The sequence below is a fragment of the Flavobacterium magnum genome (assembly GCF_003055625.1).
Classification (GTDB): domain Bacteria; phylum Bacteroidota; class Bacteroidia; order Flavobacteriales; family Flavobacteriaceae; genus Flavobacterium; species Flavobacterium magnum.
Genome location: NZ_CP028811.1, coordinates 1,766,366 through 1,788,555, shown reverse-complemented (window position 1 = coordinate 1,788,555; position 22,190 = coordinate 1,766,366). Strand labels below are relative to the sequence as shown.

Genomic DNA, 22,190 nt, shown 5'->3' with positions numbered 1-22,190 from the left:
TTCCCGCCCCGTACCGCATCCACCTTGCCATACACCATAAAAAAACCGGGAACAATGCCCGGTTTTCCTTATCTGTATACTTTTTGATTATTCCTTGACGAATTTCGCCTGGTATTGCCTCTCGCCCGAGGTCGCCCGAAGGATGTATACCCCTGCCGCAAAGCGCGACACGTCGATCACCTCAGTGCCCTTCTGCTCGAGGACCACCCTGCCGGCTGAATCCAGGATCACCACATGCTCGGCCCTGAAGTCGCCATCCGACCTGATGTTGAGTAGCGACGAGGTCGGGTTCGGGAATATCCTGATGCCGTACCCTGCAGCCACCGCCTCCTGAGAGAGCGTTTCCTGCTGTACCATCTCAGGCATCCTGACCATGCACGAGATCAGCGTCACGTTGGCCGCCGCCCGAAGGCTCTCGCAGCCGTTGAGGGTCTGCGATACGTAGTAAGTGCCCGCCGTAAGCTGCGAAGACCCCGCAAGGGAAGTCCCGCCGCTCGCCGAGGCATACCACCTCAGTGCCGTGCCCGTAGCCACAAGGTCGCTTACCAGCTTGCCCTGGCAGAGTGACTGGTCAGATACCGCCGGTGGCGCCGTAGCATTCACGCTCACCGACACCGCGCGGCGCGCACTCGTGCAGCCGTCGATGGTCTGGGAGACGTAATAGGTGCCTGTGGCGAGCTGCGCCGTCGAGGGCAGCGCCGATCCGCCTGTGGCCACCGTATACCATAACAGGTTGGTTCCCGTAGCCGTAAGGGCAGGGCGCTTCACGTTGCAGCTGAAGACCTGCGGCGAGGGCGCATCAGGCATCGCCACGGTGTTGATGGTCACACTGACCGTCGTACGGTCGCTCTCGCAGCCGCCCACCGACTGTGATACGTAATAGGTCCCGCCTGAAAGTATCGTCCCCGTTGCCAGTGCCGTGCCGCCCGCCTGGGACGTGTACCATTTCAGGGACGTGCCGGCCGCCGCCAGGTTGGCCACAGTAGACCCCGAGCACAATACCTGCGCCGTGGCAGCCGGTGCCGACGGGTTGGTGATGATAACCGATACCGCCCTGCGCCCGCTTACGCAGCCGCTGACGGTCTGGCTCACATAGTAAGTCCCCGTGGACAGCACCGCCGTAGAGGACAGTGCCGTACCGCCGCTCGGTACCGTATACCAGGCCAGCCCGCTGCCGGTAGCCGCAAGGCTTGGACGCCTGGTGCCGCAAACGAACGTCTGCGGTGAGGGCGCCTCAGGCATAGGTGCGCCGCCCGTGATCACCTCTACGGCCGTGCGTGCGCTCTCGCACATCATCGAATTGGTCTGTGAGGCGTAATAGGTAGCCGTAACCAAAGGGGTAGTCGATGCCAACGGCGTGGTGTCGGTCTCAGAGGCATACCACTTGATGCCGCTGCCCGTAGCGTAAAGGTTTGCCACCGTAGCCGCCGTGCAGAAGAACTGCGTGGAGGCGGTCGGCGCCGAAGGGTACAGGATCGTCACCGATACTTCCCTCCTCGGGCCTTCACAGCCGTCGATGGTCTGGCTCACATAATAAGGGCCCGTAACGAGCTGCGCTGAGGAGAGCATCGGGGTGCCGCCCATAGGCGACGTGTACCATTTAAGGCCCGTGCCCGTAGCCACCAGGCTTGTCCTCCTGGATCCGCAGTTGTAGGCCTGTGCCTGTGGCGCATCGGGAAGCGCAGGGCCCGAAAGCGTCACAAGGACTGCCGTCCTGGCGCTCTCGCAGCTGCCCGTCTTCTGTGAGGCGTAGTAGGTGCCCGCAGTAAGCTGCGTGCCCGTGGACAGTGCCGTACCGCCTGCGGCGGTGGCATACCACCTGATGTCGGTGCCGCTGGCCGTAAGGTTGGCCACCGTAGCGTTATAGCAATGGGTCTGGTCGTTTGACACCGGTGCGGCGATCGTATTGACGATCACCTCAACGGCCCTTCTCGAGCTCTGGCAGCCGTCGATGGTCTGGGTCACGTAATAGGTGCCGCTGGCCAGAAGGTCTGAGGAGGCCATGGCCGTGCCGCCCGAAGGTGTGGTGTACCACCTCAGCGTGGTGCCCGTGGCCGAGAGGTTCGTCCTCCTGGCCCCGCATACGAAAGTCTGAGGTGAGGCTGCCGATGGCATGCCCACCTGTACCGTCACGCTGACCGCAGTGCGGTCGCTCTCGCAGCCGCCCAGGGTCTGGCTGGCGTAATAGGTTCCCATCTCCAGGGCCGTATCGGCGCCAAGGGCAGTACCTCCTGTCGGGGAAGCGTACCATTTGATGTCGGTGCCCGCTGCCGTAAGGCTCGAGATGCTGCCGCTGCAGAACGACTGCGCCGTGGCCGTCGGGGCCGCGGTGTGGCTCACCGTCAGGTGCAGGGTACCGGTCTCGGTACAGCCCGTGGCATTCGTGCCGCTGTAGGTATAATCGCCGCTGTTGGTGTAGGTCACACCGTGCCACAGGTAGGAGCCGCAGGCTGTTGCCGTCTCATCGGTGGTGGTGCTGCGGTTCACCGTCAGGTGCAGCGTGGAGGTATGCGTACAGCCAAAGGCGTTCACGCCCTCGTAGGTGTAGTCGCCGCTTTCGGTATACTCACGGCCGTTCCACTCGTAGCTGTCGCATGCCGTCGCCGTCTCTTCAGAGGTCGTTGACGGGTTGATGGTCAGGTGCAGCGTCGCGGTGTGGGTACATCCGGCTGCATTGATACTTTCGAAAGTGTAATCGCCACTTTCCCTGTAACGTTGGCCATGCCAGTCATACGAATCGCAGGCGGTCGCTTCTTCAGACGTTGCCGTGCTGTGGTTGATTGTCAGGTGAAGCGTTGCAACGTTCGGACAACCTGAGGCATTGGTGCCTGTGTAGGTATAATCCCCGCTCTCGGTATAGTTCTGACCATTCCACTCATAAGAGTCACAAGCCGTGACCTCTTCCGATGTTGCGGTGCTGTGGTTGATCTGAAGGTGCAGGTTGGCTGTGTTGATGCAGCCCGATGCATTGGTGCTTTCATAAGTGTAATCACCGGTTTCGGTATAGGTTACACCATTCCACACATAGGAATCACAGGCCGTTGCATCCAGCGATGTCGTTGTATTGCGATTGATCGTGAGGTGCAGCGTCTCGATATGAATGCATCCCGATTCGTCGGTGCTTTGATAGGTGTAATCGCCACTGTCATGATAGTTTTCACCATGCCAGTCATACGATTCGCAGGCAGTAACGCTTTCGGATGCCGTGATGACGCAATCAACCTGACAGGTAATATACCTTGATCTGGACACTTGCTCCACACCACAAGCCGCATTGGTATTCAGATGATAACGGATCAATCCGGAATAGCTTCCTGACTGCCATACGACGGGCGTCACGCCGGAAGCCAGCAATACGCTACCATCTTCATTTGTAATCGTAATATAATCTGTGGAAACGGAACTGGCGAAAGTGTATTTCTTTTGATCCAGTACCACGACGTTCGAAAATTCCCCCGGCCAGCTGTCCGGAGCGATAAGTTCGGGGCTTTGTGAGCATACCGGTGTAAAAGTCGCGGCAGGCCACAGCCCAAACGGAGCTCCGTTACATCCCGGGTTCACTGCGGGGATGGTGGTAAAACTTCCGGCAACCCATTGGCTCCAGTTGACTTCGCAATACGAACGGATCCAATAATAATATGTCGTGTTCGGAAGCAGTCCACTGTACGATGTCGAATCATAAGCGAGCCTTGTCGCATTGACAGGATCGGAATCCAACGGTGCGATATTTTCGGTAGAGAAATAAACTTCAGCCCAATGGGTGCCATCCCATGCTATACGTCCCATTTCCGATGTCAGTAAAGAAGTCCTGATATTCGTGGGGGCATCGCAAGGGACATCGGGGTAAGCCGTAACCGTTCTGACCCTGCCGATATTTTCCGTGCCACAGGCCGAATTGGTGTGGAAATACACCCTAACCGTGCCGCCATCCACATAGGAATGGAAGTTGACCGGCGTGATACCGTAGGCGAGAATTTCGCTGCCGTCAGCGGAAGTAACGGTAATATAATCCGTAGCCACGGAACTGCTGAACGTGTAATCCCTGCTCAGCAACATCGTTACATTGGAATAGGATCCCGCAAAGGCCGTATTGGTGATCACTTCAGGCTCGCCCGTACGCAGTGGCGTAAAAGTTTCTGTCGGGAACAGGCCTCCGTTGGTACATCCGGGTGCCGCCGTCATAAACGAACCTCCGGCGACCCAGGCACCCGGGCCTGATGCGCAAACAGAGCGCACCCAGTAGAAATAGGCTGTTGACGGCGTCAGGCCGGTCACTACGAAGGAATTTTCCCCGGCAGTGTTATCCGTTGTCGGGAAACTCGCTGAAGGGGCGATATTCTCTGTAGCCACATAGAACTGGTATCCGTTCGACGGTGGGAACAGCGGGATATTCCATGAGATACGCGCTGATTCCGATTTCAGCTCACCGGCAGATAAGCCTTGCGGTGCAGCACAACTTCCCGGCGCCTGGCAGGCAATCGTCCTCACCCGGTTTACATTCTCAGTCCCGCAGTAATCATTGGTATGGATGTAGAACCTGATCAGATTGCTTTCAACGCCTGCGCCCGAAGACCAGGCCAGCGGCGTGGTGCCATAAGCGTAGACCACGCCTCCATCAAGGTTGGTTATCGTGATAAAATCGGTACTGACAGAACTTCCGAAAACGTATTGCCTGTCAGGAAGCACGTTTACATTGGTGTATTCCCCTGCCCAGGCGTTGGTAGCTATAATTTGGGAACCTGTATCGCAGGCAGGTGTAAAAGTAGTTGACGGGAATATGTTTCCGGACCTGCAACCCATAGCATGCGTGGTAAAACTGCCTCCGCTGACCCATACGCCGCTATTGGTACATATCGAACGAACCCATACATAGTATGTAGTACCGTCGAGAAGTGCTGTAAAGTTCCTGAAATTATTTGTGGTGGTATTGGTAATAGTCATGGTGCCCGGGACCGCCGTGCTGGTCGTAACGTACACCTGGTAGCCTACGGTCGGTGCCAATGCCGGTGTGGTCCATGATACTGTTGCCGTGGTCGTACCTACATTGCTGACCGTAACGGCTGATGGCGCGTCGCAGGGCGTCATGAAGCTGCCGCTATTCCAGTTGCTGGTCACCCCCGGATAGCATACGGTGCGTACCCAATAGTAATAATTGGTACCCCTGTTCAAACCGGTAATTTCCTTTGAAAGGCTTCCAGCAGGGATGGTGCCGGAAACGGTTACCGATGACGACGGTGTGTTCGGACTCGTGGACAGGTAATATTCATACCCGTAAGTCGACGGGGTTGCCGGGGCCGTTACCTCTATCGTGGCGGCATTTGCCGTGATGTTTGTCGCAACAGTGGTTGGCGGTGCATCACATGGGGGATTGCTGCAGCGCACGTATTTCGACCTGGAGAGGCCATCTTCGCCACAAGCGGCATTCGCATGTACATAAAAACGCACCACGCCTGTCATGCCTGAAATCCACGTAACCGACGCAGTGCCTCTGGCAATGAGTGCCGTGCCGTCTGCATTGGTTATTGTGATATAGTCGGTGGCTCTTGACGTGGAAAAAGTGTATTGCTTATAAGGGATTACATTTATATTATTGTAGATAGCGGCACTGGTACTTCCTGATAGCAATTCCTGACTGCCGGTGCAGGCAGGTGTAAAGTTAGGGACTGCAGCAGACAGAGGACCGTTGGTGCAAAGAAACACCGCCTGCGTGGTAAAGCTGCCCGCGGCCCAGTCACTGAAAGCGTAAGAACCACAACGCGAACGCACCCAATAGTAGTAAGTCGTTGAAGGCAACAGCGGCTCAAGCACCACCGGATTACCACTGCTGTATCGGAAAGACGAGGAATAAGCATATCCAGGTGCGACGGGTGAGGTACTGTACACATAATCATAACTGCCTTCATTTGCAGGATCGGTCCATGATAAGGTAGCGGTATTGGCAACAAAATTAGACACCGTAACATTTGCCGGAACAGCCAAACAGGCCGCTTCGGCAGTGAGATACAAGGATGCACTGTTCTGTACCGTACTGCATGTGGAATCTTCATGGAGGTATACACGCACTATTCCGGTGACATTTTCAGATTTCCATGTCAAAGACCCAATCCCACGTGCGTAAACCGTGACCTTGTCCGGACTGGTGATGGTAATTACGCGACTTGAAGAAGAAGAAAACGTAAGAACCTTATTGGGAAGCACATAGACATTAACATATTTTCCGGTGGTGAATCCCGAAGAAGATAAACCGCTTACAAATTCGGTTGTTCCGCTGTATGCCGGCGTAAATTCCCCTGGTGAATTTATAGTGCCCGAGAGACAATCAGTTGTTCCCAAAGTTGTAAAGCTGCCTCCTGCTGTCCATACACTTTTCGATGTGCCGCAATTAGACCGTATCCAATAATAATACAGTGTATTCCCTGCCAAATCGGTTTTGGTGTAGTTCCTGAGGTTGCCAGGTACCGTGAAATAATTGGATGTTTCGGTCGGTGGCGTGTTTGTCAATGAAAAACAAATCTCAAATCCGGCAGGATTGCCGCTTACCACTGTCCAGTTCACTTTCACTGCATTATTGGCCGGAAGGCTTGATGTCAGGTTTGCTACCGCACTGCAGCTTACGGTCGGGTCAACCGTGGTAATACTTCTGGTTCTAGTTGTAAAATCGCTATAACAAAGGGTGTTGGTATGGAGATAATATCGTACAACACCCGTTTTATCTGCGGAGTACCAGGTAAATGGCGTAAAACCGCTGGCGTAGATCTGGTTGCCCGACGCATCTGTAATGGTAATGTAATCGGTGGCCACGCTTGATGTAAATATATAAGAACGGTTGGCAAGGATATTTACATTCGAATACTCTCCGGTCTTGCAGAAGGTTGAAATCGCTTCCGCAGCGTTAGTGTATGCGGGTGTAAAAGTAGCAGTCGGGTACAGGCCATTGGATGCTTTCGTACATCCGCTGACACAAGTCACATAAGCCGGCACACGGTTTGTGTTGCCCGGATTATTTAGTCCAAGCTGACCATAAGCATTTTCACCCCAGGAGTACAGGGACGCATCAGAGGTCGTTGCCATCGAGTGCGTAAATCCGGTACCGATAGAAGTCCAGTTGTTGTTTACCCCGACCTGCGTCGGAATGGATTTGTTCACAATGGTGTTGTCGCCAAGTTGTCCGTAGCTATTGTCTCCCCACGCCCACAATGTACCATCAGTGCTGATGGCAAGGCTGTGTTTGATGCCTGCTGAAATGGATTGCCATGTCGCGGTACCAATCTGGACAGGAGTGATTTGTGTAGCGGTAGTTCCGTTACCCACCTGACCTTTATCGTTGATGCCCCATGCCCATAAGGTACCATCTGTTTTTAAGGCAAGCGTAGTGGATCCGGCACGGGAAATGCTTTTCCAGTCGGTTGCCGTACCGATTTGCACCGGGACTGCTGAATTGGTCGTAGTGCCGTTTCCGAAGACGCCGTTAAGGTTTCTTCCCCACGCCCACAACGTACCATTTGTTTTGATTGCTGTCGTAAAATCGGCGCCACAGACCACAGTTTTCCAATCGGCCGCAGTGCCCACCTGAACCGGAGTTACACGGGTCGTTGTAGATCCATCGCCGACCTGACCATAGGTATTAAGCCCCCAGGCCCATAGGGTTCCATTCGTCTTGATTGCGGCCGTATGTGTTTTTCCTGAATTGACCCATTTCCAGTTGGCTTCGCTACCTACCTGAGTGGGTGCATAAGTATAATCAGAAACGGAGCCACCGGTGCCTAACTGTCCACTGAAATTTCCGCCCCAAGCCCAAAGGGTGCCATCGCTTTGGATTCCTGTCGTATAATTGTCACTTAAAGAATCTGAACCCATACTTACCATCGACCAGGCCGCAGTACCCACCATGGTAGGATTTCCGAGATACGCACCATTACCGGTACCTAATGAACCGGTACCTCCATTACCCCAGGTCCACAAAGTGCCATCAGGCCTGATGGACGCACTCGTCGAATAACCGGCGGTTACACTCTTCCAGCACAGCCCGGAGCTGTCCGGAAGGATTTGTTGCGGACTGCACGTAATCGATTTGGTCCTGGCTACATTTTGCGCGCCACAGCTCGTATTGGTATGCAGATAATAACGTGCTACACCGAAATTCATATCCGAAAGCCACGTCACCGGTGAAAATCCTGAGGCGTAAATCGCGGTGCCCTCAGCGTTGGTCACGGTGATATAGTCCGTGGCGACTGAGCTTCTGAAGGTGTAACGCGTGTTCGCTGATATGCTGACATTTGAATATTGCCCGGCAAAACTATCGGCAGCAATCACTTCGTCACTGCCTGAACATGCCGGTGTAAAAGTAGCCTGCGGGTATAGGAAGTATGGCGAACTGTTGCAAAGTAACCTGCGTAAGGTCGTAAAGCTTCCGCCGATCCACGAGCCCTGCATCGTACCGCAGTTGCTGCGCACCCAATAATAATAGGTTGTGTTTTCGGCCAGGCCTGTAATACTCACCGACAATCCACTTGTAACCGCATTGATCGTTGGCGGCCCAATGATGGAAGTTGAGTAATAAATTTCATATCCTGCCGCAGGGGGCGTCGATGCCGCTGTCCATGACAATGTCGCGGAACTCGGCGTGATGTCGGTAATAGTCAATGCAGTCGGTCGGGCACAGGGCTCGGGAGTGGTAAAACTGCCTCCTGGAATCCAGGCACCTAATGACGTTGCTGAACACTTTGTCCGTACCCAGTAAAAGTAAGTTGTTCCGGAAACAAGGTTTGACACATTGGCCGTAACCGCACCCGCAGCGGTACTTCCGGACGGCACTGTCGCAGCGGTAGGCGCAGTATTTGCCGTACTGTAATAATACTGATATCCCTGTGCCGGAGCGGTTGCCGGAGCCGTCCACGAAAGAGACACGCTGTTAAACGTTACATTTGATGCTGTAACGTCGGTTGCGTTTCCACAAGGGTTTTCACAAATGATGTACCTGGTCCTGTTTACGTTGCCGGTACCGCATGAAGCCCCCGCATAAATGAAATAACGGATCGTCCCTGAGAAAGGGGACTGCCAGCTGACAGGATTTTGCCCGGCAGCGTATACAAACGATCCGTCAGTGCTTACAATCGTAACGTAATCAGCGGCCGAAGTTTTAAATGTATAGAGTTTGTTGGCTATTACATTGACTGTTGCATATTCGCCATCCCATGCATTGGTATTGATGGTTTCCTGTCCACCGGTGCAGGATGGAGTGAAATTGGTCGTTGGAGCCTGTGAACCGCTCGTGCAATATTGCGTCCCGAGGGTTGTAAAGCTTCCTCCCGAAATCCAGGCGCTCTTGTTGGCGCCGCAGGTGGATTTTATCCAGTAATAGTACGTGGTCTGGCCATTGAGCTGCGCTATAGGATATGTCCGGAGGTTTCCGGCTACGGTTACCGTAGTACCAATTGTCGTTGCCGTAGGCGCCGCATTGGTACGTGAAAAATAAATATCCCAGCTTGCCGGCTCATAGCCCTGCAGCTCCCAGTTTAAGGTCGCAGTATTTGCACCCGCGACTGATGTCAGGTTTTTCGGCTTACCGCAGGTTGCCGTAACGCTCAAGGTCCTTTGCGTTGTATCCGTCCCACAGGCGCTGCCGCTGTGTACTGCCACCCTTATGCGGTTGTTGGTCGTGGTGAAAGTCCCCGGTGACCAGGTGAAAGGTGATGGCCCGGTTGCATAGACATCGACACCATTCACACTTTCTGATAAAGTAATATAATCGGTCGGGATACTTGAGGTGAAAATATATTGCTGGCTGTTTTCGAATTGAAACCTTGAATATATACCGGCTGCATCAGTAAATATCGGCTCAGGCGCTCCGGTCAATGCGGGTATAAACGTTGACACGGGGCTGTGTTGGGTGGACAGCGTGCATCCCGGCATACAATATACCGTTGTAGGGACATACACTTCAAATCCGCCCGGAGTGATAGCGATTTCCCCGCTATAGTTAGAGCCCCAACCATATAATGATCCGTCAGCCTTGAGGCCTAGCGTATGTGTATTGCTTGAAGTCAAAGCGGTCCAATCGTTGCCGGTGCCGATCTGGACCGGTGAATAGACGTCCCCGAATGCATTATTTCCCAATTGTCCGTCGCCGCCGTTACCCCATGCCCATAAGGTGCCGTCTGTTTTTAATGCGAAACTGTTGATTCCTCCGGCACAAACGGATTTCCATGTCGAAGTACCTATTTGCACAGGGGTTGTCCTGGTTACAAAAGTCCCGTCACCCACCTGTCCGAAACTGTTCCTTCCCCAGGCCCACAAAGTTCCGTCGGTTTTGATGGCAAGCGTCGTTTCGGCAATCCTCGAGATACTGGCCCAGTCTGTCGCTGTACCAATCTGCACAGGAACGCTTGAGTTTGTGGTAGTGCCGTTTCCGAATCCTCCTATAGAGTTGCTTCCCCAGGCCCAAAGTGTGCCATCGGTTTTTAAAGCGGTGGTAAATGACGATCCGCACTGCACCATCTTCCAGTTTGTAGCAGTCCCGAGTTTCTTAGGATTGACACTGGCCGTAGTAGTACCGTCGCCAAGTTGTCCTGAAGTATTGATTCCCCAGAGCCACAATGTCCCGTCGTTCTTAATGGCTGCAAAATGCGTGGCACCATTGGAAATGCTTTTCCAATCGGTTGCGCTGCCTATTGTTTGTGGCGTAAGGTATGTCGTTCCATTGATATCGCCCCAGTAACAGATGTTGCCGTTGGTTTTTAATCCGAGTGAGGCGTTTCCTGACATGGAAACTGCTTTCCATCCGCCTGAAACCCTTTGTGGCGTCCTGTAGTCGCTTGTTTCGTTTATACCAAGCTGACCTTTGGCATTGAATCCGAATGTCCACAAACTCCCATCGGGTTTTATGGCTCCGGTGTGGCCGTTTCCTGTAGATACGCTTTGCCAGCATTGGGCGGAAACAGTAAAGTTAAAAGATAAAAAGGCGAAGAGAAGAAACTGGGTAATTTTTGACTTCATATAAATTATTTTGTCTTTGAATTAGTGCTTTTTGTGCAAAAGCCACCAAAAATAAAATAATTTCCGAACAATCAGGCTAATAATCTTAACAATCTGTTAAGTTGCCCTTTTTTAACAAAAAAGGGTCGCGATTAGCTTAACTCCTCCGTTAAAGTGCAATGCGTGCCAATACCAAATCTTCTTTCTGCCGGTCGACATTAAAAAAAAACCGTCAACAGGTTGTCTTTCAGCCCTTCAAAAGATTCACCTTGATTGCTTCCCGCTGCCCACCGTTATATTATACGTCAATATATCGCGCGCGGTGTCGTTCTTTCCAAAACCGGCAACCATGATCCAGACGCGTTTTCCATCCACATCGACGTATTGGTTTTTGTCCAGTGAAAATACCCACAACTTGCCGTTAACCCGCAAGGTTGCCTTGTCTGTTTTATATTTTTGGAAATACACAGTCAATTTGGGCGTGATGACATTCATGAATCCCTTTGCGACTAAATGCTGCCCCGAATATTCGATCGAATACCCTTCAGTGTCCGACTTTCGGACGGTGGTTTCAACAGGGCCTGAGGGTACAGGCTTGGGTTTATTGTCATACCATACTTCGATCGTATGTGCGATGTCCGGTCGATTGATGTTCCGCAGCTGAAAATCCAATCCCGTAATTTGCCGCACTTTCTGGTGTAGCGAAATCGCTTCCGGTTCGCTTTTCTTACTGTAGTACCTGATTTCGTTGCCATAACCCGAAGTGTTGGCCACATAATCATTGCCCGGCACCACAAATTCGTCTCCCAACTGACGCGACAGTTCATCCACCAGGTTTCTATAATCGAGGCTGCTGAATTGGATGTAGACCTTAAGTTTGTCCGGCGCCAGACTGGCCACACCATCAACCATTTCTTTGGGTTTGAGTTCTGTAACCGATCCCCCGCTGTTGACGCCGTCTTTGTTTGTTCCGGCTGCCATCGGATCGGTGAGTGCTGTCGTCGACGTTGCTGCCTTGAGTTTGCGCGCCTCGTTGTTGATGCCAATATAATTACGCTTTTGGTTCAGGGCGTCCTTGAGTTTCGGACAGGTGTTGGCGTACACCTGTATGGGACGTTGGTTTTCCGTAATGCCGATGAGTTCGCCGTCACGCTGGTAGTAACTTTGGTTGGCAGAATACATTTCAGCCAGCAGCGTCACGGATTTGTCGACAATCCTTCCGGTATCCTTGTTTTTCATATCGGCCCACACCATTTTCACAAGATCGAGTTCGCTCTTGTAGCGATCCGTAGCCTTACTGCGCTGCCCTTCCATGTAATTGAAGAAAAAGATGATTGCGGTGATGGCAATGGTCAGGAATGGCAATATGAGTGGGACAACCCGCTTCTTTATGGCCTTCTCCAGCGGACTTAAATCGCCATCCTCTGAATTGAGCACATCGTTGATTTCCTTCCTTTTTTTCAGCGCTTGGGGGCTAAGCGACTCGAGTTCCGCGCGAAGCGACTGCCGTTTACTGTTTGGTTCCCTCAGTGCCATTGTCAGTCATGTTGCATTTTAAAACGTTCCAGAAGTTCGCTAACCTTGATGCGGAGCCGTTCCAGGTGCGAATTCGTCACACTGCTGTCGTACATGTCCAAAGCGTTGATCATCAGCTCAAAATTGTACAACTCAGCCTGCTTCTTCCCTACCGAACCGAAACGGCGGCGCAGCTCACTGCCCATCTCAAAGAGCCGATCCCAGGGCCCGTCCTGTGCCGCGTTTTCCGCATCGAGGAACAACAGCGCCAGCATCATTCCGGTAGGGTCGGTGTTATCCCAATAATCCATATCCAACGCCGACTGGAGGGGTTGTGCGGCAGTGTCCTTAAGTATGGCAATGTAGTCCTCGAGCTCACGACTGTCCGGCTTTTTAGTTCGCTTTTCTTTTCCGAAATGCAGTATCACATCATAAATCAGCAAGGTATTTAACGGATAGATCCGCTTGCTTTTTTGGTACGCATCGCGGTAACTGATGATGGCGTGCTCAATCAAGCTGCGCTTTTTTGAAAGCGTCCCTTCCATATAAGCCAGCCTTTTGTATGCGCTGCCCATCAATGCGTGCCGTTCGGCAGTGGCATTAATGTCCTGCAGGTTTTGAAGGTGCTTCAAGACGTCGCGGATTTGTTTTTCTGCGGAAGCGCGGTTTGCGTTATCGTCCAAATATTCCTTGAATGCCTTATACGTGCAGTTGCTGAAGAACTTGTGCAGCGCATTGACGGAGAAAGCCGCGTCATCCCATCCTTTCAGTTCCCTGAATTTCATATCAGCCGCGTCATACATGGCCAATTCGTAGTAAATCATCGCCTCGGTTTCATCAATCCTGGCGCTGCTCAGGCCGGCACGCTTCCTGTCGGCAGTAATCCTGGCGAGCTTGTCAAGTACCTTTTGCTTTTTGGTGTATCGCACATCGAGTTGGTTCAGCAGGTTGAAAAGATCGATATATACCTGCTCTTCAATGATGTAATTTTTGTTTTTTATCGGATCGGCGGTACGGTTCGAAAGCTTATAATACGGGTCACCATAACATTGGTAAGCGCCCCAGGTATTGTCGTTAGGTTTTTTAGGATCATAAATGCGTGATCGGGCTTTCCTGACCGCAACCCCAAAAGTTTCCCCGGCGAAAAGGTTTTCATAAAAGATTTCTGCAAATTCCCGAGCCGCGTCATCGGCGACCTGCCATCCTGCCACGACGACGGCACGCACCCCCATCTCAATCAATTCGGTTCCGATGTTGGCTGCCAATCGGTACCGGTCGCGTACGAATTTGTCATCAACACTGCTGACTGCTCCCAAATGGCAGCAATTCACGAACACCAATTCAGGTACGACGGGCAACTGTTGTATATCGGCGGGTGTGAGGAAGATGTTGTTGCCCAGTACAATTCCTGAACTGAACGTATTTTCCGGATCATAAATGCCGTGTCCCGCAATGTGGACGATCTTATATGAATCGGTATAAAGCACTTTCACGATATCTGAATAGTCGCTGCCTATCAGCGACAGGTTTGCCCACCCTTTCATGTCCATCTGCCTTTTTACCACCTCACCTTCTTCGCGGGCCTGCTCGAGTTGGGGCAGGAATCCGCCGAGTTCCGGATCTGCGATGATCAACGCCTTCTCGCTGATGATGCCTTCAATTTTCGGGGTAAAGTCGCGGGTAGACAATTGTCTGATCATGCCGGCATCGATACACAGTGGCCGTGCTTTGACAGAGCTGTCCTGGAGCAATTCCCAGGGATACGAAGCGCTGTCCTTGTCCAATATCCAGGTGATGTGGCCTTTGCGCTTCAACTGGTTCTTGAACGCATTCGGGATCAGCAATTCAAAAAGCGATTTGGCGACCGCATCGGACCACTGTCCGCCCACTGAAATCTCTTTCAGGAATGAATCGGTAATGGCGGTATTCGAATGGAGTTCGCTTACCTCGTCGCGTGCATCGCCGGTGCTCGCACTAAAAATGAGCTTCTTGCCCTGATATGTACCGCCTTCATCGGTGGCCGGATTTTTGCCGTTTCGGTAAATGGGTTCAGTACGGATGGCCAGGCGGTTCCACCATTCTTCCGAATTCTGTACCGGAAGCGTCTTGCGGCAGCCGAACAGTTTGCGGATCCGCGCAGTCTCCATCTTGATATTATAGGTTTCGTTATCGCAGCATTCGATATTCTTCAGCGCGAACAATGCACTGATGGTGTTGGTTTCGCATTGCTCGATGAATTCAATGTTGGTGATCTGCGGATAGCCGCAATCGAGTGCCGCCACCGTGCTGTTGGCGTTGTTCACCCCTTCGATCACTGCCTTGATGGAATTCTCGATACTGAGATTTCCATAACCTGTACCGATCAGCAGCGCGGAAATGCCGACCGTCTTATAGCCCGTATTGCCGGAAGGCATCCCGATCAGGTAATTGGCCGCACCTATCGCGACGCTTTTGGAAAGCATGTACGCGGTCAGTTTTTCGGGTTCGCCGAGGCCGACGATGATCGCGCCTTCAAAAAAAGGATCCCGTTTGTAAATCACTTCATAGGTTCCGATTGGCCCGGGATAGCCGCCCATGCGGTGCTTGTACTGCAACATGGAATTTAAGTTGTGGTCAATGGCTTTCTCCGCCTGCAGGATGGCGTCGCCGTTAAAATGGCCCGCCAATACCGGAAAAGACGCATAGGCCAGATCGCCATGGCTTACTGAAACAATTAACGGATTGCGGCTCACGACGGCTTCGGTAACCGCGGTCGTCCCCATAATGGAACGCTCGAGACCAGTTTCGGAAAGATCGAAATCGGTATGCTCATTAATAGTAAATGTCTTTTGCGTATCGCGGAAAACGGGCCGTTTTTTGGAAAGCCTGTTTGTACTTCCGCGCGACAGGATCTCTTCGATACCTGAAAAGATCTTGTCGTCGTTGGCCAGGTCGCCGTGGGTTACATCTACATAGTACACCTGTTCAAGCTCAATCATTTTGGCCGGGATTCCGGTAGCCCAGGTCACGCTCTGGTCGCCTTCCCTTGTGTAATTAAACACCAGTCTTCCGCCCGTAATCGAGAATCCGCAAGGGGTTGCCTTATCCTGTCCCGCGATATAAACCATGTTGGTGTAATCTATCCCTGAGCTGGCGCTGAGCACCTCATCGCGGTAGGCGGCAAATTCCTTTAATCGCTCTTTGGTACCGGCCCCGACGGGGGGCAGTGGCCACGCATCGTCATTCATTCCGCTGCGCATTTTTTTCCACAATTCGATGTCGGCATAATCCATGCCTTCACCTTTGGAAAAGGGTAACAGGCTTAAGATACCCGGCAACGAGGTGAAGAACGAGACCAGTTCCTTTTTGGAATGCTTCATGTCCAGAAAGCTGAGTTTGTTGATAATCCCGTCCATCCCGAACAATACGGCGGGGATGCGGTGCGACCCATTAAGCGGGGAACCCAGGAACAATAACCTGAAACCACTGCGGCGGTTCAGGATTTCCCAGGTCTCCCTGTGATACACGATAAAGTCGCGGACAAGCACCCCGCCCATTGAGTGGCCGATAATCTTAATCTGTACGCTGAGTTTGAGCAGCTCGGTGATTTTCTTATTCAGCTCTGCCGCAGCGTCCTTCATCGGCTTGCGCCAGTCAAACGGGAAAATCACCACGTCGTATTGCTTTGACAATTGCAGGTATAATTTGTTGTAGGAACTTTTAATGATTGAGCGTGCCCGGATGTCCTTCCCGTCAAGATCAGTCATGTGGCTCAGGTCGCCTTTCAGGATGCCCCAGTAATTCAGCCACATACGGCTTTTTTCGTCGTAAATATTGGAACCCATTATGCCCGGCAACAGCAGCACCACCGGACGTTTACCCGATGGTGGTGTCGTCGCAGGATGCAGCTCACCGCCGTCTATACCCAGGACGCCCCTGTCAGAGGCCGGGATTTCCAGTTGCGGTACACGCTTGTATCCGTTGACAGTATTGCCCGGCGCGGTCTTCAGGGCGTTAAGCAGTGCCTGTAGTGTTCTTTGGTTGTTGAAATAATGGATGTGGTCCACATTGGTACCTTCGTCGAAGAAATACTGTATGGAACCGCTGCGGCATACCCCAAGGTACATAGAATCGGTATTGACGACAAGGTCGCTCCGCTGCCTGTAGAACAGTTTGCCCAAAATGACCAATAACCCGCGGAAACTGAGGCTGAGCCTGCCATTTCCCGAAATCACTATCAGCGAACTGCCGTCAATTTCTGAGCCGGGACTTCTTGCGTTCAGCGCTTTGATGAAAATTGACTGGGGATGCATGGCCTCGAGCCCAGGCAGCACGTTGATGTTGCTTTTTTCCTTCAGTACCGCGCTGATCAGGTCGTGGAGCACATCGGCAAATACGCTGGTCGTGCCGGCAATGTTGAAAAATACATTGAGGATATGGTCCATACGGTCCGAGGCAAGCAACGTTCCTGCAGAAGGCGATGCGACACGGACGAATTTTTCAACGCTGATGCGCTTATCCCTGAACAGGGACTCCAGCTCGGCAATGCTTTTCAGGTCCTGCTTTCGGCCTTCTTTTTTGAACAGCGCCAATTCCTGCTCGCCAAAGAACTTCCCGGCGGCATACTTTGACAACAAATCACCGATGAGTCCGCCCCTGGAATGCGTAATCAGGTGCAGTGTGCATTTATCAGGCAGCGCTTTGACGAGGTCCACCGTATTCTGTAACGGACTGGCCGTAAGGGTCCTATGCTGGTATGCAAGCACGTTTCCGGAATACAAGTTATACATTTCGTCGAACACCCTGTTTTGGGCCAGCCCGCCGAAGGCGCCTTCGGTATTCGAATTGGTACCGTGAACAAACAGCAGAATGGGCTTGTCGTCGGCAATGGCTTTTTTATCAGTGGCATAATACTGCAACGTAAAATCCCTCTTGACGATATGAAGGCCTTCCCGCGTAGCAGACAGCTGTTTGTTTTCGAGTCTGGTCGCGATGTCGCCGACGAGTTTATCGCCGGCAGGTTTTGCAAACACATGGATTAGCTTGAGTACAATGCTACCTACTACACCCCGCTGTGCGCCGCTTGCCAGTTCCAGCGGAAGGCTGGTTTCGATTTTGCCGCCGCGTGTCTGGGGGACTTCACCGAAAAGCTCCTGCAGGGTATCGCCATCGGCCATCCAGGAAGTATTGTCATCATACACGAACTGGTAATATTTGTCCTTGTCTGCCGTGTTGATACTGTGGATTTCCGTAGGCTCTCCGCCCCTGCTGTGGATTTCGATACGGTATGTGGCTTCCGGCCGTTTTTGCCCGTCGGCTTTGTCCTGCTGTTCCCTTGTAGCGGGAAAACTGTAAATTATTTCAGCCATAATATGGTGTATTTAGGATTTAAGATAAACAGGCACGGGTTTCCGACCGGTCCGTTCCTCTGGTCAATGAAATCTTCATGTTGTTGTTTCAGGATGTCCTTCTGGGATCGCCTTTCAGGTACAGGCCGCTCCATTTGTACCAGGCATCGGAGGTATTTTTGCCCGCCTTGCCATCCGCAGTAAGTGCGCTGCCGTTCTGGTTTAACAAGTCCTGTAATACTTTCGCTTCCGCAGAAGCGAAGCCGGTATAATATATGACCTTATTCCCGGCCGCGATAATCTGGTCCTTAACGGAAGTAACGGCAGGCGCAGACACAGCGATAGAAATGACCTTGTTGTCGACCATTCTTTTCAACAAAGCGGCTGCACCGCATTGTTTTGAAACCAGGTTGGGGTCGTATTGGCCGTCAGCGGCAAATTTTCCCTTGACATATTGGTCTGTGTAACTCCAAAGGTACGGCGACGGCAGGTTTTTCCTGAAGTATCCGAGTCCGTTGTAACATTCGATCCGATACAACATTCCGCCGAGGCTCCAGTCCTTCCATGCGTTAAGGCCGTTGCCGGTCAGCGCATCGGCAGCACTGTATTCCCATGTAAACGGCGGGTTTCCTTTAGCGGGCTGCCCCTTAGGCACGTGTACTGTACGCGCAGTAAGCGGATCACCGTTATGAAGATGGCAGTTGAAATTGAGCCCGGCCTCCATATTGTGCAGCACGCCAATGACATACCATGGAATACCCAATGGGGTGGCTACTGCCTGGTAACGCGCCTTGTTCGAAGCGATTTTCGTGACTGCCGTGTCAATCTCATTGACTTTTGCGGGATTTAGATTACAGGTATTAAACCTGGTCTCGTACAAGGTTTTTTGTTGTGGCGTCATGTTGTTTTGGTTTTAGACGATAAATGTAATGCATTGATTATTAAGAGAAAATACCCATTAGGGGGTATTTTTTAAGCCCCGTATCTGATGAGTTTTCTGCCTCACAGCCCTACAATTTTCTCAGTATTTCCTTAATTTTCAGCACTTCGTTATGTGATGCGGTTCCGGGCTGGACGATTTTCGCTTTTTCCCACGCTTTGATATCTTCGATGAAGTACGCCTTAAGGTCAGGGTTGGTGGTGTAAATCTTCCGGGCCTCCGTGTAATGATCCTGCAGCAGCAGCCCCATCGCCAGATTGGCATTGATCCATTTGTTTGTGTTGTCGTAATAAAGTCCCTTACGGGCAAAGACTACCGCGTCTTCATAGTGTCCCGAATAGATACTGTAATGCGACAGCGTATCGTACAGCGGCGACAGCTCATGCCTGATGGCTGCGTCATAAGGGGTGCCCACAATGGCTTTCTCTATTTTTGAAATTCCATTTTTGAGTATCCTCGCGGCCTTTGCGTAGTCCGGGACGAGGTTCTTGGCAACCAGCTTGTATCCCTGTGCCAGGTCGAGAATGATTTCCTTATCCGACTGCTCGTCGTCAAATGCCTTTTCCCTGAGGTGCTGGGTGATTAAAAGGCCCTTGATGCGCATGATGCTGTCGTTATCGGTACTTGAGAGACTGATCGAGTCTATCTCAAAGCGCGCATACTTCAGCATGGCCTGTCGCCTTTGGAGTTTTGACAATTTGCTGAGTCTTTTTTTAACCATGAGCTTCTTATACATGCGCGATATATCGCGTAGTGCTGTCCTGATCAGGTTGTCGTAATCCTTATCGCCGGGATGCTCGTTTACATTCGGGAGCGCCATGCTGTAGGTCAGGATTTGTCTTAAAAGCTCAATGCTGCTGTCCGGATTTCCATATACCTTCTCCGCAGTGTAATCAGTAAGCCCGGTTTTGGCATAGTCCAACGGACTGTAAATCTGCAATTCTTTGGACCTGTACAAAGCTGAAATCTCGCCTTTCTTCCAGATGTAGACCTTCCCTGATAATGTGGAAGCCAGTATATTTTTCCCATCAGGAGAGAAAATCGCATTGGTAATCCGGCTTTCGGAAGTAATCAGGGTGCGCATGTTGCCATTGCCGTCAGACAATTCGACTTCATTGCTGTGGGCTATCAAAAAATGCTTGCCGTCTGGGGATATCGCAATGCGCTCGCCCACGTTCCCATACTCATCGGCATCGTAATAAGCGGTGTAGTAATCGGCATGTGTTTTGGAGCTGCTTTGATGTCCTTTTGGGAGTCTGGCAGGAATCGGAAATTTCCCGGGCTTGTTGTCTTTACCCACCACATACAGGCTGTGGCCGTCAGGGGCGATGCAAAAATCGGTAAAACCATTTCCGGTGTTGCCAATAAAACCTTCCATCTTACCGTTACTGCTGAACCGGTAAAAGTCACCGTATTGCGTCTGCCCGATGATGGATTTACCGTCACGGGAAAAAACGGCCTTGTGCAACTTTTGCCCGAAGGCGGTCAAAGAGTCGACAGGCTGTGCGGTGCCAACATGATACAGGTTACCGGCCAGAATGAACGAGTTCCGGTCCGGCGCCATGCTGTTTGATGGGCCGTGGCCCGGAGCAGCGGCATATCGCGTGGCCCGCCCGGTTTCCATGTCGACCAGACAAATTCCGCCGCCATCCACCGGCCTGCCTACGAGCAAGCCACTCTCCGGAAAAGCAAAATACACATAGTCAATATCCTTAAAACGCTGCTTTTCGAAAATAATCCCTTTCGGACCATAATACAGCACGGCATCCCTTTGCACGACATTAATCCGGCCTTTGTTGTCGTAACCCACTTTGCCATAGCCGTCTGCAAACATGCCGGTCAGGTAAAAATCAGGCGGCCTGTTCTCGAACCCGTTTAAGTAATTGCGCAGGATGTCGGGCGGATGCGCAAACGCGTCCTTGGCAATCAGGTAAGCCAGCGTCGGGTTGGCCGCATTTTTGGCCGCAATCATATACAGTTGCGCCCTGTTGTCCTGGGATTGACGGTGCTGGTACCAAAAACCAAAAGACGTAAAAGCCAGTACCAATAGCATGACCAATACGACCGTACGCTTTTTATTTTTCGTGCGAAGGCCTTCGGCAAGCAGCGACTGTTCGCGGACGACCTTCATTTTATTGAGCGTCGGGATGATTGATTCGCTGTTGATCTCATAGTACACGCCGCCCGACCGCCGCTCACTGCGCACCAATCGGGTTTCGTGTTCGAGCCTGTCCAGGATGAGGTTGAGATTGTTCACGGAAAGCCCCTGCTCTATCAGTGCTTCGCTGATGGCATGTTTGTGGAAGATATTCCGTGTATTTTCGTTGAGCACGAGGATTTGCAATATTTCGGTAGCCACGGTCCGGTCAGCAGCGGGCAGACGGGACAGTGCATTCTCGTAAGACTGTCTGATGATATCCTTTATGGAAGTGTGTTCCAGGAAAGCCATACGCTCCTGCGGGGGAAGGTCGTAGAGGAATTCGCAGACAATCTGCACATCGGTCAGTACGGCATAGTCGTCATCAAAATGGGCATTCAGTTTGGCTTCCAGCGCGACCATAAAAGACTCCGTAAAAGGATTCGGGAACCTGCCCAGGTTTTCACCCGTAAACGGGCAGGCCACAATCTGATGAATGTCCTGGCAGGGAATCGATTTGATGCGCAGGGTATGGTCCTTAAGATCGGGGATGGCCATGAACAGCCGGGAGAATTTAGCCAGGTAATCTTCGCGGAACACAAAGATAAACTTCATACGCAGGGAACGGTTGTAGTAAACTTCCCGAAAAAGCTCGATGATGTCCTTCTGGAATTTCCTGCGATCGGCCGGTGTGAGTTCGCCGTCAGTCGTGGTGCCACCCATTTCCTCAAACAGCGTGATGAGTTCCTCAAACTGATCAAAAATAAAAACCGGGATCGGCGAGGCATCGTCAGCCAATGCTTCGCTGTAATGGATCTCGTCTACGAGGGTCAGCCGCAAGGGTGGTTTGGTCGCAGTGTCGGTCTCATCGGCAGCACCTTTGGGCCGAAGGCTCAGAACGCGTTCGCGGAATGCCGCAAACGACACGCTGATCTGCGGTTTATTGTCGGAATTCAGATCGTCAAAAATGGAGGGAAGGTACACCTGCTGATCTTCCTGCTCTTTAATCCTGTAAATGATAAAGGTGCCGTTGTATGATGGCGAGACGCGCATGACTTCGGGTGAATAATCATATTCAAGCAACTTGGGGGCGAGTGCCGCATTGATCAGCGATGACTTTCCGAAACCACTTTGGCCGAAGAGCAATATGCCGCGATACAGTGACACTAAGTTGAGCAATTGTTCCTTTTCCCAATTGCGTCCGGCAAAAATATCGCGGTCCGAATACCGGAACGGCTTGATGCCGCGGAAAGGTTGCGGTGCTTCGCTGTCAGTATGAGCTTTCGTTATATCCATA

The 22,190-nt window shown here is 52.0% G+C and carries 5 protein-coding genes; all 5 read right to left on the bottom strand.

Features of this window, described 5'->3' with window-relative positions; all coding sequences use genetic code 11:
- Positions 1-87: 87 nt before the first annotated feature.
- The 5 genes from HYN48_RS07260 to HYN48_RS07240 all read right to left on the bottom strand — a co-directional run bounded on the left by HYN48_RS07260 (position 88) and on the right by HYN48_RS07240 (position 22,189).
- Positions 88-10,995: an RCC1 domain-containing protein gene (locus HYN48_RS07260; protein WP_108370475.1), complete on the bottom strand. Its 10,908-nt coding sequence runs from the start codon at positions 10,993-10,995 to the stop codon at positions 88-90.
- A 243-nt stretch (positions 10,996-11,238) separates the two neighbouring features.
- On the bottom strand, positions 11,239-12,510 hold the full coding sequence (locus HYN48_RS07255) for a hypothetical protein (protein ID WP_108370474.1): 1,272 nt from the start codon (positions 12,508-12,510) through the stop codon (positions 11,239-11,241).
- Between the two features lie 2 nt (positions 12,511-12,512).
- Positions 12,513-17,837: a DUF7379 domain-containing protein gene (locus tag HYN48_RS07250; RefSeq protein ID WP_108370473.1), complete on the bottom strand. Its 5,325-nt coding sequence runs from the start codon at positions 17,835-17,837 to the stop codon at positions 12,513-12,515.
- 88 nt (positions 17,838-17,925) lie between these two features.
- Positions 17,926-18,717: a hypothetical protein gene (locus tag HYN48_RS07245; RefSeq protein WP_108370472.1), complete on the bottom strand. Its 792-nt coding sequence runs from the start codon at positions 18,715-18,717 to the stop codon at positions 17,926-17,928.
- A gap of 109 nt (positions 18,718-18,826) precedes the next feature.
- Positions 18,827-22,189, bottom strand: a complete 3,363-nt coding sequence (locus HYN48_RS07240) for an nSTAND1 domain-containing NTPase (protein WP_108370471.1) — start codon at positions 22,187-22,189, stop codon at positions 18,827-18,829.
- Position 22,190: the final 1 nt, after the last annotated feature.

Coding starts and splice junctions, on each gene's coding strand:
- HYN48_RS07240 (WP_108370471.1), bottom strand. CDS start 22,189: ATGGATATAACGAAAGCTCATACTGACAGCGAAGCACCGCAACCTTTC.
- HYN48_RS07245 (WP_108370472.1), bottom strand. CDS start 18,717: ATGACGCCACAACAAAAAACCTTGTACGAGACCAGGTTTAATACCTGT.
- HYN48_RS07250 (WP_108370473.1), bottom strand. CDS start 17,837: ATGGCTGAAATAATTTACAGTTTTCCCGCTACAAGGGAACAGCAGGAC.
- HYN48_RS07255 (WP_108370474.1), bottom strand. CDS start 12,510: ATGGCACTGAGGGAACCAAACAGTAAACGGCAGTCGCTTCGCGCGGAA.
- HYN48_RS07260 (WP_108370475.1), bottom strand. CDS start 10,995: ATGAAGTCAAAAATTACCCAGTTTCTTCTCTTCGCCTTTTTATCTTTT.